This is a genomic window from Chryseobacterium viscerum (assembly GCF_002899945.2).
GTDB lineage: Bacteria > Bacteroidota > Bacteroidia > Flavobacteriales > Weeksellaceae > Chryseobacterium > Chryseobacterium viscerum.
In genome coordinates, this window is record NZ_PPEG02000011.1 from 146,011 (window position 1) to 160,732 (window position 14,722).

Genomic DNA, 14,722 nt, shown 5'->3' on the forward strand with positions numbered 1-14,722 from the left:
AAAAATTATGAAAACAAAAATAAAATATATAATAGCAGCAGGCTTTGCAGCTTCATCTTTATTGATGAATTTTTCGTGTGAGAAATTCATCGAGACCGATTTTCCTTCCAATCAGATTTCTTCTCAGTTGGTGTTCGAGGACGAGCAGACCGCTGAAGCTGCATTGGCAGGTCTCTATTCAGGGATTTGGACCAATTCGATGTTCTCAGGCGGTATAGACGGTATGGGAGCTTTGCTCGGAACTTATACTGACGACCTGAGCTGTGTTTATACAAGTTCTTCCAACGGGGCACTGGATCTTTTCAACAATCAGCAGATTCCGACCAATACTGCTGTAACATCTTTTTGGATGTATGCTTACCAGCAGATCTATATTGCCAACAGTATCATCGAAGGGGTGAATAATTCCAAATCACTTTCAGGTGCTGCCAAAGACAGGATCAGAGGGGAGGCGCTTTTCGTCAGGTCACTGATCTATCTCAATCTTTACGGGATCTTTGATGAAATACCTTATACGGACACTACAGATTATGTATTGAACAGTCAACTTAGCAGGATGCCTAAAGATGCATTGCTCCTCAGGATTGAAACCGACCTGTCAGAAGCTGTGAACCTCCTGCCCGCATCCTACAGGAATGTGGAGAGGATCTATCCTAATAAATTTGCAGGATATATGGCATTGGCCAAAATGAAGATGCTTCTGAAAAAATGGAATGAGGCTGAAGTTCTCTGCGGGACGATTATACAGAGTTCTCAATACACGTATCAAAATGATATCACAAAGGTTTTCCAGAAAAATGGTTCCCATATTCTTTGGCAGCTTAAACCTAAAAATAACAATGACGCCACAAAGGAAGCATCGTTATATAATTTTACCGGAGCTCCCACATCTTTCACACTAAGCAACGCTCTGTTGAGCTCTTTCCCTTCAGCCGATCTCAGGAGACAGCATTACGTCACAGCTGTGCCTTTCGGTCAGCAGACCAATTACAGATCATCGAAGTATAAAAATATCGGGGTTAATAATCCGACAGAATATTCGATCATTTTCAGATTGGACGAAGTGTACCTGATGCAGGCGGAAATATTACTGGAACAGAACAGGAGTGCAGAAGCTGTTCTTATGATCAACAGGTCAAGACAAAGAGCAGGATTGCCATTGTTAAGTACTTCCTTGACAGTAAGTGATGCCAGAAATCAGATGCAGGAAGAAAAGAGAAGGGAATTCTTTGCTGAACACGGAATCAGGTTTTTTGATCTCAAACGCTGGGGGATGCTGGATCAGCTTGTGACCTTGAAACCAAATTGGAAGAGCTATCAATCCAACTGGCCTCTGCCTCAGAAAGAATTGGTTCTTAACACTAATCTTAATCCTCAAAATGCTGGATACTAATGAACAACTCAATAATTAACATACTCTGCAAGATCATCTACAGTTTGCTTTTTGCACTCGGAATCTTCTTTTTGAGATCGTCCGTTATGCTCAATGCACAATCTCCGAGACCAGCACTGGAAAAACTAGCTAAAGGAGCCGACAAAACCTTGATGGCAGGAATATCACCAAATGGAAGATATGCTTTTGTGGCAACAGCAGATGAAAACACTGAAACTACTTTTACAATCTCAGATACACAAAACCCGCAGAGAAAGCTTAGTAAAAAAAATGTTTCAAAGCTTTTTTTTATAAGCAAAGATATTCTTTTGCTTCTGTCCGGAAATACATTGACCAAGATTGAACTGCCTTCTCAAAAAGAATTGGAAATTCAGCATGTCAAAAATATAGAATTTCTTGAATCAGGACAGCTTTTGATCCATTATGACGGTACAAGGAATAACCAGCTGGAAATCCTGGACAGGGACTTTTCAGTCCGACAGCAGATCGGCTCGGTGATAAGATGGCAGAATACTGAAGATGAACTGATTGTTTTCCAAAACGAAGGCGGAAAAAAGAATCTTCTAAAAGTGAGTGGAGATGGAAAGTTCTGCACTACCATCTGGTCATCAGTTCATGAAGTTTATACTATGGCAGCTTTCAAAGGACAAAAAGGGGAATATATTGTGGGGGTATCAACACCAAAAGCATTGAAGACATTTTATGTTAGGAAAGATCTGACAAGCATCGAATTAAATGACCCTGCAATTATGGATTATGATCACTTGACCATTAACAGTTCCTCTGATCGTGATGCGGTACTACTAAGACTTAGCAAAAAACTTCCACTGAATGATGAATTGGTCAGTATATGGTATGGCAACAAGAAGGATCTCGGGGAATATATTTACAATGAAAGGGTCATTACCCATGTCTTGTGGTATCCAAAGGAAAATCTGGCAGTTATCCTTGATCCCAATTTTACCGATTACACTTCATTGGGACAATCGAATATTTTTCTAAGGGTAAAGATCGACAGGAACAAGGTCGATGTAAAGGACGGTTTCCATAGAGTGAACGAAGATGAAATGCATTTATGGAATTCCAAAACAGGTGAAGATCTTTTGTTGGGCAAAGATGGTGGATATATGTACTTTGACAAAGAGGGAAAAAATATTTTGTTCTATTCACAGAACCATTGGAGAATTTTCAATACTGATACACTGATGGAAAGGAGAATTGATATGCCTGGCTATGCAGAGCCCTATTTTTCTTCGACAGGAACTATTCTCTGGTGCTCCAAAGGTGATTTGTGGGAGCAGAACCTATCCAACCTGAAAAACAAAAAGCTTTTGTCTGTTGAATATGACAATATTGAGATATTGAACAAAGTAAGGAAGTCAACAGAGGCTGGACTAAGAAGAATGCATCAGTACGTTGACCGTAAGAATATTTTGATGCTGGCCTCCAATGAGAATAGTATTAGTTCAACATATTTTGCTGTTGATACGAATAAGAAGATAGAGGTGATTCCGGAAACAACCGATAGAATACAATTTTTTAAGGCCAGTGAAGATGGTAAAGCTTTTGTGTGGACAGCAGAAAATTATAACAAAACACCGGTATTGATGTCAAAAGATCGATCGTCTCCTGCTAAAAAAATATTTTCTACTAATACAGAAGATCATAAAGCAGGTTTAATTTCTAAAAAAATATTGCACTATAAAGGGGTTAATAATGAAGATCTGAGGGCTACACTATTTTTACCATCAGATTTTGATGCACAAAGAAAGTATCCTGTAATATTGTCCATTTATGAAAAACTGGATCAGATTACCAATAAGTATGTAATACCGACATTCAAAAACACAAAGGAGGTCAATGTTAGGTTTTTACTTGAATCTGGGTATCTTGTTTTGCTGCCTGACATCAACTATGGTGAAGCGGGTCCTGTTCGGTCGGCATTGTACTGTATAAACAATGCTTTGGATGAGTTGCAGAAGGTTGAACAGGCAGATATGAAAAGAGTGGGTCTGATGGGACAGTCATTTGGAGGTTACGAGACTAATTTTATTGCAACACAAAGCGATCGCTTTGCGGCATACATCTCGGGCGCATCTGTCGCAGATCTAATTCATCTATACTATGCATACAATTATAATTTTAAATCTCCCGATTACTATAGAATTGAAGAAGGACAATTTAGGATGTTTGATACTTTTGAAAACAACAAGCAGAAATACTTTGATAACAATCCCTTATACCACGCATCAAAGGTCAAAGCACCGATGCTTTTATGGACCGGTACTCACGATCAGAATATTCAGACCGAAGAAACAAGATCGTTTTACAATGCATTAAGAAAATACAGGAAACCCGTCGTTGCTCTATTCTATACTGGTGAAGGCCACTCATTGGGAACGAAGAAGGCTCAAAGAGATTTTACACTCAGAGCTCTTGACTGGTTTGATTACTTTTTACAGGATAAACAGGACGTTCCCTGGATCGATAAACAAATGAAGGATGCTTTATAGCATCCTTCACTTTTAAAAAATTACTGGATCTCAAACAATTGATTTCCGCAAGAAGTACCGTCAATGTTCTGGGACAGGTTATGTGTTCCGGAGACATCACTATAGGTACAAACTTCATCACCAGTATCGGAGCATCTCTTCTCCGTAAGGATACATTTTTCTCCTACAGGTGCTGCGGGATCAAAACGGTATCCCTGCATTTCTGCAGCTGTTGTTTTAAATGCTGTTGTAGCATACGCACTTCCGGCTCCCATCAATAGGATTGCTACGGGCAATGCGATTTTTCTGAAATTTTTCATAATGGTTGAAATTTGTTATTGGTGCCTACTCTTGGTCAGGGTTTTCGGCTTTCCCCTTTAATGAAATGCGTGGTAAGGTTCTGCGCAAAACGATACCTGATGATTTCATTTCCGACTAATACAAAAAGGTGATCTCCTTCGATTTCCAATTGTATTTTTTTAGTTTCTTTAGGTTTTGAAATATAAAAACTGCCTAGATAATTTTGCTCAGCAATGGAATAGACATCGATTACAGCGTTATTTTCCCAATTCTTGCTGTTCTCATATCTGCCCATTAAATTAGATTGGTTGAACAGTAAACCATATTTTACTGTGGATGTAACATTTACCTTAAGTGGAGGCTTATTCATTTTTCTTCTTCCTCCGCTTAACTCAGCAACATCGATTTGAGGCTGGCTTATGGTATCAATAGTTTTAAAATCACCTTTTATATTCAGGTCTTTATCGAGAACCAAAAACTGATTTTTGTTGTAGTGAACATAGACCAGACTTTGATTATCACTATCAAGATGCATCTGTCCATCCGTCTCAAAAACACCGTCCTTGGACTTTTGTAAAAGATCAGGTTTTAACTGAAGATGATTCTTTTTCTCTGGTCGTAATACACCTAGAGACTGCTTCTTCAAAGGCGCATAGTAAGTGCTGAAAATGAAAGAACCCTGATTCCAATTGATCAGCTGACTGAAGTAGGCTTGTGATTTACTTAACGTACGTACCTTTTCATTTCCCAACGAACCTCTGTAAATGACAGGAACAGTGCCGTCATAAAGATAATAATAGGGTGCATTGACCTGTAACATAGCCCTCTTAAAACTGAAATCATAACGGTCCGGTATAATCTTTTTTTCATTCATTTCATTAAGTCCTGTATCCATTGATATCAGGGTAAAAGGAGTGGTGTAATTTCCCAAATACACAGAGTCCTTCGTTGAGCCTGCGAAATAGTAAGAATTGACCTGGAGATCATACCGCTTTTCTTCCGTCACCGGATGTTGAAGAAATTTTCTTACAAAATGATTTTCCTTCTTAATCATATAATCTGAACGATGGTACAATATGATGATCATTGCAATACTAAAAGCCGATAAGGATACTTGTAACAAACCTGATGTAATGATATTTTTGTTTTTTATACTGCTGTACAAAACAATGGCAGCTGAAGAAAGTATGACTGTTGCAACATTAAAGATGAGATGGGTTCTCCATCCCATCTGTTCCAATATCCCACCGCAAGAGCAAGGCACATTGTCACTGTAGTTAAGAATGACATATATGTATATGGTAAATGAAACCATCAGAAAAAGTGAAGCGTACAAACCGATCATTCTGCTTCGTTCAAAAATAAGCAGAATGGAAACCAACAATTCTACGATGAGCACTCCATAAGAAATTAAGCCCGCAACTGAACTGAAAATAGGCGACTGTGCAATCTGAACCTGGAAATTTTCAAAGTCCATGATCTTACTGATGCTGGCATAACAGAACAGCAGTATGAAAAAATAGCTGACGGTTTCTACAAATCTTGTCTTGGTGGCATTCATGGTTTTTTATTTATCCGTTCATGATTAAAATCCATTTTACTTTCTTCCCACAGTACAGGGGCATTAGTTCTCCTTTTGATACGTATACAATTGTCGAAATTGAACCCTGGGTTTCCCATTCTCCACTCACTGAACATTTCTTTCCTGACTCAATAATAATTTTATGTGAAAGCGCTCTGCTTTTAAGATTATTCTTATCAGGATCATCGTTTATTATATCCATCAGCGTACAGTATCGTTCTGAACGCGCCAATGAGACTTGTCCTTACGTGGCTTTTCATCTTCCCCTGTTTCTATCTTATTGTTAGAAGAGCTTTCCGCTTCAGGTATGTTTTCAGATCTGCCGTATGATCTTTCAACAGTAATTTCCTTTTTTGTCAGATGTTCATTTTCAGAGCTTGAAACCAGGTCTGAGCGATCACATGATTGCAGTGCAATTGCTGCAATTAAACTTAAAAATGAGATATACTTTTTCATATTATTTAATGATTTTTAAAAGTTATCCCGGCCGGGTTTTTATTGGAATTCCTGTTTCAAAATTAGAAGTGGTGCAGTGATAAAAAAAGGAATAGTGGTAACGAAATATCTTTCAGTACGTGATAAAAGATCTTTTATCACCACTGTTTTAAAGTGTATTGTATTGATAAATAGTCATTTGTATTGTGTCGAGTTTGGTCAGCTTTAAAGGGATGGTATTATGGAAACATTTTTTTTAAATTTGATATAACATTACTATGAAAATCTTCAATAAACTTCTATTATCACTACTAATTCTTACATTCTGCCATCTTAAAAGTCAGTATGCAGAAAAGTATACCTATTCTCAATTGGATGAAATTTTCGATGCTTATGAGGAAAATGACGAGCGGGCTATGGTTTTTGTCAGTATGTATATTGCTAAAGCTAAAAAAGAACAGCGATCTTCTCAGTTAATAGCAGGTTATGATGAAGCAGCATATTATACAGGCTCTGTTGACAGAAAAATAAAATATGCAGACAGTGCTGTCTCTGTTGCGCTACAGATGAGAGATGCAGATCTGACTGCTATGGCATACCTTAAAAGAGGAATTATTTATTATTACAATAAGAGAGATTACCGTAAAGCTCTTAATGAATATCTTACAGCTTTTAAAACTGCAAAGAATACTGACGATCTTTATCTATACAACAAAATATTGTATCATTTGGGAATAGTACGATGTTATCTTGGCTATTACCAGGAGGCTGCACTGCATTTTAAGGAAACCGCTTCTTACTATGAAAAAAATATCTCCGACGAAGAACATCCGAATATCAGATCGAATAATGAGCACGGATACCTTAACAGTATTTACAGGCTCAGTACCTGTTATAGGAATCTGAAATCTTACCGGCGTGAAGATTCTTTGATAATCGTCGGGATTAAAAGGGTTAAAAATACGGAGGAATTTGCCCAGGAGTTTGCATATTTTCAAAAAGCAAAGGGTATACAAAGCCTCAGGAAAGGAAAGTCTGCTGAAGCTGAGAGATATTTGAAGACAGCTGAAAAGATTCTGCAGGAAGAGGAGGATTTTGCAGCATTGGCAGGTGTTGATTTTTATCTTGGAAAACTGAATTTTACAAATGGTAAGCGTGACAAAGCACTGGTATATTTCAAAAAAGTAGATTCGATACTCAATAAGTTTAATTTCGTTACACCAGAAGTGGTTAATAATTATAAATACCTGATCCAATATGCGAAACAGAAAGGGGATGACAGGCTTCAGCTATACTACACCAATAAATTACTTAGAGCGGATTCAGTGATCACTTCGGATTTCGCAGTGCTGTCTACGAAGATGTTAAGAGAATATCAGATTGACAGATTAAATGAAAGCCGTGACAGGCTTGTCAGAAAACATAAATATGGAAGTACTTTTCTGAGTTTAATCCTTGCAGGTGGGCTATTGGCTTTCTATTTCTTCGTCATCCGTTCCAGACAAAAGGAAAAGCTTCTTACCATCAAATATGAAGAACTCTTAGAAAAATTAAGAAATGAGGATGAAACAAATACGGAAATTGTTGAAATTAACTTGGATTCTGTTAAAAGCACCCACAATGATGAGAGAGTGAAGGAAATTTTAAAAAATCTCAAGATCTTTGAGGAAAAGAAGCAGTTTCTCGACAAAGAGCTCAAATTGCCGGACGTTGCCCGGCTGATAAAAAGTCACCGATCCGAACTTTCATCTGTATTGAATGAACATATGAAAATGTCCTTTACCCAATATTTAAAAATCTTAAGGATACAATACATTACCAAACAGCTGATGGACAACAAAGTGTTTCTGCAATACAGCATGGATACTTTGACCGCGGAGTGTGGAATGAAGAACAGAAATGTTTTTTCAAATCACTTCTTACAAATAAACGGAATCCGGCCGGCAGATTTTGTAAGAAAGCGGTTGGAAGAGCAGGAAAATACCTGACTTTTATTTTTTGTCCGATTTTTACGTTACAAAAAAAATGATACGTATGAATGGACAACATTTTAAAAAGAAAGTTGATCAGCTATGGAGTGCCCTTATGACAAATATCGACCATATCAGCAGAAGTGATAACGATATGATCAGCCGTGCTGAAGAGATCTTGATGGAAACCGATGCTGTAATAAGGCAGCTGAAAGTTCTATTAAGGCAATATCAGTTTGTGGACTGGAGTGAAGAGATTTACTTTTTTAAAAATACAAAGCCACAGTTTGTGGCCATTTACATCTACTATTCAAAACTTCTGTCCATAGAGGCGTCCAAACCTTTTGCCGACCCAACTGCTTTGAGCTCCTATTATGAAAGCGAAAGAAGCCATCTTCTGTTTTTCTATAATGAACAAAAGGATTTTATTAATTACTACCGCAGGAAATCAACTTTTCTGGATAAGAAATACTTTGTTCGTTTTAAATTCGATTTTAAATTAAAACTAAGTCCTGAATTATACAGCTATGACGAGGAATTTTCCACCTCTCACGATCACATAGTTTCTCAGATCATGGCTAACGATCTTCTTGATCAGTACTTAACGAACAAAATCAATTCAGACAATTCTAAAGAGACATCCATAAGTCAGATCAGAAATCTTCAATGGACCGCTCCTAAAGTAGCTTTAACTGAATTACTGTATGCCCTACATCAAAGCAATTGTTTTAATGGCGGTCATTCCGACCTGGCGGAGGTCTTCAGATGGTTTGAAAATTCATTTAATATTAATCTGGGCAATTATCACAAAACTTTGGCTGAAATTAGATTAAGAAAAACAGACCGATCTAAATTTTTAACATTGCTTCAACAAAATTTAAATCAACATCTGGATGATTTGGATAGCTGATATTTTGATGGTTCAGTATTCAGATAAGTGATTTTTATGGGCATTATTTTGTTTTTTAAACATCATAAAATCTGTTATTAATCCGATGTATTGGATTCATTGTGGCAAAAATATCTTTCGGTAGTACGAGAAACTACCGAAAGATATTCTATGTAATTATTCTTAAAATAAATCTATACAAATACGCTATGAAAGATATTTCAGGCTTGATACTGTTTTTAACAACAGAATAGGGTGGTTGCAGTTTCGTAATAGGGACTTAAATTCGTTTTATGTTATCTCCGGTAGTACATCATGAACTGAGTTTTGAGGAAGAAAACACCCGATTTGTAAAATCTTTTACGATCATTCAATAAATTGTTTCATTATACCGATCTCTAAAATGTTTTTTCGCCGATTTTTAAATGGATTAAATGAAAATAACAATTAACCTTCATTCCAAACTCCCTATCCATAGAGTGTACAGATGACTCTTTCGGTAGTACCGAAGAACTACCGAAATATATTTTGGTTGATTTTGAAAATTTGTAAAAGAAAATCAACCACAAATGGCATCAGCCATCGTAGCCGAAGTGGACTTCAACAATATATAATTGAATAGTGAAAGAACGATGAAATGCCGGCAGGCAGCTGCTCGGAATGGATTTCTGAATTTAAAAAATGATTAAAAATAAAATCAAATGAAAGATATAGATCCGAAAACACCGATATGGCAGCTGACAGTTGCTGAATTTCTGGAGATTTTAAAAAACCTGAATACTGAAAAGAAATATGAATACGGCCTGAAAGGTTTAGCCAAGATTCTGGGATGTTCCGTTTCAAAAGCTTCAGAGGTGAAATCTTCTGGAATATTAGATAATGCGATTATTCAAAACGGAAACATCATCATCATTGATAAAGAAAAGGTCTTAGCACTGTTCGGAAAAAAATAATCGATGTACTATCTTGAACTTATTGAAAGGTTTTGGAGATTCAATCATACCGTAAATGTTGGTTCCACGGCTATTGCAATGTATCTGTACTTATTGAAAACAGCAGAAGAGAATGACGGGTATGTTTTTGTACTTTCTGATGTCGTTGTAAGTAATGATCTTAGATTAACAAGGAAAACAGTAAAGTCTACTAAAGAAAAACTTCGCGATTTAGGATTAATTGAATTTCAGACTAAAAATGGAGTTCCCTGCTCTTACAGATTGTTGTTAAATTACAATTTACAGATCTCTAAAATTAATAAGATCAGGAAATCGGACGTTGAAAAAATACCTTTGTTTAAAGAAGCGGAAGGGATCGGATGTCTGCCGCAGGTCACTTTGCAGACGTTAAGCCCTCCTGAAATTGCTGATACACAAAATAACAATTCATCACTGCAAGATTCAATTGAAAAAAATTTCAAAATACCGGATTTTGACAGTTTCATTGCATATGCCAAAACGTTGGAAATGTATGAAAGTTCGTTAGATCCTTACATCAGAGAAAGATTTGATAGCTGGGCAGCAAGCGGATGGAAAAATGGCTCTGGTAGATCTATTTCCAACTGGCGGCATTCATTGAAGGGCATTTTGCCTTTTATGAAAAATAAACCGCAAAATGATCAGCTTTCGATCGATTCCATTCCAAAAATTAAGCGTCCTAATTCGGGGAAAAGTGAAGATCACTAATTGTATGACATAATTATAAATCTAAAATGATGAAAATATCAGATTTAAAACCGGGTCAAAAAGTGACCATCGGTGGTATTCCTGCCGAATACAAAGGGATTGAAAAAGTAAAGATCTCAAATTTTGCTATAGTTGAGAAAAGGGTTTTTAAAGGTGAAGGAATCGATAAATACTACAGCCTCTCTGATGTATCAAAAACGCTCAAAAGTGAAAAAATAGAGGTGATCTGAAATTTAAGTTTAAAACACTAAAAAGGAGAACAATATTCTAAATAAAATTGAAATTAATTATGGCATTTCCGGAAAAGCATTTAAGGTTGATCCGAAAGGAATTTGAAAGTAAAAATGATACAATTCCCGAAAGAATTAGATTAGGGAATCATTTTGTAGATGATTTCATTTTTGAAGATCAGGAAGCTGCAGATATCCCAATAAATGCACTTCGTGTTATATTTAATATAATTTCCATTATCAGCAGTGAGCAGTTTCGTCCGGAGGACCGTCCGAAACAGTTGTCTTTGTTTGACGAAGAGTTCGAAACCGACAACAACATATTTGCTTCGATGAAGATCAGAAATAATAAAATTTCTCCCAGTGGTTCAAGTAAGCAGGTAATAGATGCTTACGAATTTCTCGCAAGGTTCAAAATGAGCTGGTACAAGTCCATAAATTCAAAAGGAAAAGAGATCAAGACCTTCGGAGGACTTATCTCAGTTCCAAGTTATGATCACAGAGGATATACTTCGTTCTTAATTAGCAGCTATTGGCTGAAAAAATTAATGGTTATTCCGGAGTACAACTATGTGTTGTACAATCTGGTCTATAATATCCGCAACAACAAACATATTATTTTCGCCATCTGGCTATCGAAGATTCCGGAAAACGGGACAGCTGTAAAACTATCTACATTAAACAGGAAATTCGGAGTTAACTATAAAACAGCCAATGATTTTTGTTTCAAGTTTTTAAAACCTGCGAGATTGAGCCTTGACCAATACAATAATCTGTCGTTCAATTATAGGTATAAAGGTGATTTGATATTTATAGCTCCTTATCAGACAAGAAAGATTGCAGATATAGATCTGTCATCAAATAATAGGGAGCAGCTTGAAGTTACCCGAAGATTAAGATATTTTAGAAAAAGATACGGCCTGCAGGAGCAGGAAATGACGCAGTTTTCTTATCAGTACAGAAATATCACGCAGACCCGGGAACTGATCGAGAAATCATTCAAAGACTTTATCCGAATAAACAGATTAAAGGGAATGAAATCTACGGATTTCCAAGGGAAAGTCTTTTTGAATGAAATGCAGGACATCATCATTATGCTATATATGAAAACGAAAATGGGGGCTTTGCTCCCGAACGGTTATCCTGTTATTATCTGAATTCGGAATTGCACTCATCTGCATTTCGGAATTGCACTCATCCATTATTCGGAATTGCGGTCGCTGAAGTTAAAGGATAGTTAAAATGCGAAATTTTATGACTGAGTTTTCGGAATTGCGCTCTTTTGAAATTGAAAAACTTTGTAATGTATGGTCTTTTTTAATAATGATTGAATGGCGAAGATTCAATTCGGATTTGCGCTCATTCCAAAACAAGAGGTTTTTCGGACTTGCACTCATTTAATTTTCGGAATTGCAGTCGTCTCTACTTCGGAATTGCGCTCATTCGAAAACATTTGCAAAATCCCTTCTATAAGGTGATCCGGCTCAACATTAAAAGGATATTTAAAAGAATAAAAAGTCTTTTTTTTATCTAAAAGTATAATGAAGAAAAAATTGCTTTAAAAGAAAAAAAAATGAATTGCGAAAAAATAAAAGAAAAAGTTAGTATCAGATTGCTAATGGAATCTTTCAATCTTTTTCCTGTGAAGGAAAACAGGAAAACGGCTTTCTATTTTGCTTTGGACAGAGAAGAAAAAATGCCCAGCTTGTCGGTTGACTTTGTTAAAAATAAAGCGTTTGATTTCGGGACAGGGAAGAGCTATGATGTAATTTCAATTGTTCAGATCATCAACAAGTGCTCTGTTACTGAAGCCCTGAAATATCTGCAAAGATTTAATTTTTCTCTTCTGGAAGATCAGGTTGATGGGAAATTATTACAAACTTCAAGCTATCACATACTGATGGTAAGTGAAATCAGGCACGCTGCGCTTATTCAATACTTGCAATCCCGAAAAGTTTTAGATCAGAAGGATATGGTGAAAGAGATCCATTATGAAATGAATGGTAAAAAATATTTCGGAATTGGTCTTTTTAACAATTCAGGTGGAGTGGAGGTGCGAAATAAATACGCCAAATTGTGCCTTGGAAGTAAAGATGTCACTTTGATAAAGAATGATTTGAACGCTCTCTCTGAAGTGTTAGTCTTTGAAGGATTTTTCGACTTTCTAACGTATTTAACCATTAAGGATTTTAGAAATGAAACTGCCGATTACCTTATCTTAAACTCCACTGCAATGTTCTTCAAAGTTGAGAACGAGTTGAAGAGTTATCATAAAATTTCTCTCTTTCTGGATAATGATCCTAATGGGAAAACACTTAAAGAAAATATTCAAAAGAATTATAAAAATGTGGAAGATTGTTCTTTGCTGTATCTGGGCTTTAAGGATTTGAATGAATGGTTCTGTAATTATTAAGAAAATTATGAATTGAGATATTTGTTGACAGCCTCTTCAATATCTTCTTTAATAAATTCCCAGTATTTTCCTTGTAGGCAGATAGGGTCAAAATCATCATCTGCAAAGCTGAAGTCAATAAAATTTTTCAAGATCAAATCTTTGTCGTGAGAATACGGGTAGCGTTCCTCGTGAAGCTCCAACATTTTATCAATGCCATATTCCGAAAGGAACTCGTGCAAATCCCAAAAGTCTTTCTTACGTCCACCTCTTTGTACGACATCTACTTTCATAGCAATGATCTCTTCGATAGTTGACAATCTTATTCCATCTTCTGTCTTCTCAGATCTGATAAAGGTATCTGTGTAGTAAATATCAATTTTTACGGTGTTGTCCTTATCTGTTCCAATCAGATATGATTTTCCCATTGCGGGCTGTAGATCGGAAAAACCATCAACATAGGCAAAATTGGCTTTTAGAAAACTTTCAATTTCTGCAAAATTGATACTGCCATAAGGAACATCGCTGAACAGATCAATATCAACAGACATTCGGTGTCCGATCTGAAGACTCAATGAAGTACCTCCTACAAGTCTGAAATCTGAAAAAACCTCTGAAGCCATTAGAGTTTTCAAACTGTTTTTCAGTAAATCGTTGACGGTGTTATAATACATATCTAATATTATGATTTTTTGTGCAGCTTCATTGGTAATGTTGTTTTTGTATTTAACGCTGTCTCTACCTTTGTTTTCCCATAAAAACGAATGATTTCGCTTCTTTCCTCATCATTTCCGCGCTCAAATATTCGATGTATTACTGCTTTATGCTGTCTGTTCCAATCGATCCTATTAATATCAGTATCCCAAAATAAAGATTTTCGAAGTATGGAAAGATTCGGTGTATCCTTTATTTTTTCCTTTTCAAGTTTGATGTCATAATAACTTTGCAGGATAACGATGCTCCCTTCTTCAAGCTCAAGTTCTTTTTCGATTTTTAATGCCAGTGGAACAGGAATCTTTCTTTTTCCTTTGGTTATATTATTGATTGCCTGTGCAGATTCACCGATAGATAAAGCAAAAGGGCGCTTTTTAAGCGATCGTTTTTCAAGCTCCCGCTCAAGTACTATTCCCGGATGTATTCCTTTATATTTTAACAGTGATTTCATATAACAAATATAAACAAATTTGTTTATATTTTATTCGGCTGAAAACAATTTATATCAAAAAATTATAAATGTAAGTACCATTTTTATACTCACTATATTCAATTTTTTTTCATTTCATTTTCAATATTTCATTTCATAAATTATAGGTTATCAAAATATTTTTTGATTTTTTTTTAAAGAGGTTCAAGATTACTA

General features: G+C 36.1%; 15 protein-coding genes. 9 read left to right on the plus strand and 6 right to left on the minus strand.

Annotated features, from left to right (window positions below; all coding sequences use genetic code 11):
* Positions 1 to 7 precede the first annotated feature (7 nt).
* The gene (locus tag C1634_RS23105; RefSeq protein ID WP_103231688.1) at positions 8 to 1,393 is read left to right on the plus strand and encodes a RagB/SusD family nutrient uptake outer membrane protein; all 1,386 of its coding nucleotides are present in this window, start codon (positions 8 to 10) and stop codon (positions 1,391 to 1,393) included.
* Positions 1,393 to 3,906, plus strand: coding sequence for an alpha/beta hydrolase family protein (locus C1634_RS23110; protein ID WP_103231687.1), 2,514 nt, complete (start codon positions 1,393 to 1,395; stop codon positions 3,904 to 3,906). Before C1634_RS23105 ends, C1634_RS23110 begins: the two co-directional genes overlap by 1 nt.
* A 20-nt stretch (positions 3,907 to 3,926) precedes the next feature.
* On the opposite strand, the gene C1634_RS23115 is transcribed toward C1634_RS23110, so the two are convergent.
* From C1634_RS23115 to C1634_RS23130, 4 genes are read right to left on the minus strand one after another with little or no spacing between them, the layout of a single operon-like run.
* On the minus strand, positions 3,927 to 4,205 hold the full coding sequence (locus C1634_RS23115) for a DUF6520 family protein (protein WP_103231686.1): 279 nt from the start codon (positions 4,203 to 4,205) through the stop codon (positions 3,927 to 3,929).
* Positions 4,206 to 4,240: 35 nt separating this feature from the next.
* Positions 4,241 to 5,746 (minus strand): DoxX family protein, encoded by a 1,506-nt coding sequence (locus C1634_RS23120; protein ID WP_103231685.1) that lies wholly within the window; start codon positions 5,744 to 5,746, stop codon positions 4,241 to 4,243.
* A gap of 10 nt (positions 5,747 to 5,756) precedes the next feature.
* Positions 5,757 to 5,969 carry a hypothetical protein gene (locus C1634_RS23125; RefSeq protein WP_103231684.1) on the minus strand — a complete coding sequence of 71 codons (213 nt, stop codon included), beginning with the start codon at positions 5,967 to 5,969 and terminating at the stop codon, positions 5,757 to 5,759.
* Positions 5,969 to 6,223 (minus strand): hypothetical protein, encoded by a 255-nt coding sequence (locus tag C1634_RS23130; protein ID WP_103231683.1) that lies wholly within the window; start codon positions 6,221 to 6,223, stop codon positions 5,969 to 5,971. Before C1634_RS23130 ends, C1634_RS23125 begins: the two co-directional genes overlap by 1 nt.
* A 257-nt stretch (positions 6,224 to 6,480) precedes the next feature.
* Between C1634_RS23130 and C1634_RS23135 the strand changes: the two genes are divergently transcribed.
* From C1634_RS23135 to C1634_RS23165, 7 genes are all read left to right on the plus strand, one after another.
* Positions 6,481 to 8,190, plus strand: coding sequence for a helix-turn-helix domain-containing protein (locus C1634_RS23135; RefSeq protein WP_103231682.1), 1,710 nt, complete (start codon positions 6,481 to 6,483; stop codon positions 8,188 to 8,190).
* Positions 8,191 to 8,236: 46 nt separating this feature from the next.
* Entirely contained in the window at positions 8,237 to 9,082 is an 846-nt protein-coding gene (locus C1634_RS23140; RefSeq protein ID WP_103231681.1) for an RteC domain-containing protein, read from the plus strand.
* A 680-nt stretch (positions 9,083 to 9,762) separates the two neighbouring features.
* Positions 9,763 to 10,014, plus strand: coding sequence for a DUF3853 family protein (locus C1634_RS23145; protein WP_056015115.1), 252 nt, complete (start codon positions 9,763 to 9,765; stop codon positions 10,012 to 10,014).
* A 3-nt stretch (positions 10,015 to 10,017) separates the two neighbouring features.
* Positions 10,018 to 10,740 carry a hypothetical protein gene (locus tag C1634_RS23150; RefSeq protein WP_109739207.1) on the plus strand — a complete coding sequence of 241 codons (723 nt, stop codon included), beginning with the start codon at positions 10,018 to 10,020 and terminating at the stop codon, positions 10,738 to 10,740.
* 29 nt (positions 10,741 to 10,769) lie between these two features.
* Complete coding sequence (locus tag C1634_RS23155; protein WP_123921557.1) at positions 10,770 to 10,970, plus strand: hypothetical protein; 201 nt, start codon at positions 10,770 to 10,772, stop codon at positions 10,968 to 10,970.
* A gap of 59 nt (positions 10,971 to 11,029) precedes the next feature.
* A complete protein-coding gene (locus tag C1634_RS23160) occupies positions 11,030 to 12,127 on the plus strand; it encodes a hypothetical protein (protein ID WP_103233682.1) in 1,098 nt (365 codons plus the stop codon).
* A 416-nt stretch (positions 12,128 to 12,543) separates the two neighbouring features.
* A complete protein-coding gene (locus C1634_RS23165; RefSeq protein WP_103233683.1) occupies positions 12,544 to 13,383 on the plus strand; it encodes a toprim domain-containing protein in 840 nt (279 codons plus the stop codon).
* 5 nt (positions 13,384 to 13,388) lie between these two features.
* On the opposite strand, the gene C1634_RS23170 is transcribed toward C1634_RS23165, so the two are convergent.
* Positions 13,389 to 14,036 (minus strand): nucleotidyl transferase AbiEii/AbiGii toxin family protein, encoded by a 648-nt coding sequence (locus C1634_RS23170; RefSeq protein ID WP_103233684.1) that lies wholly within the window; start codon positions 14,034 to 14,036, stop codon positions 13,389 to 13,391.
* A gap of 8 nt (positions 14,037 to 14,044) precedes the next feature.
* Positions 14,045 to 14,527: a helix-turn-helix transcriptional regulator gene (locus C1634_RS23175; RefSeq protein WP_103233685.1), complete on the minus strand. Its 483-nt coding sequence runs from the start codon at positions 14,525 to 14,527 to the stop codon at positions 14,045 to 14,047.
* Positions 14,528 to 14,722 lie beyond the last annotated feature (195 nt).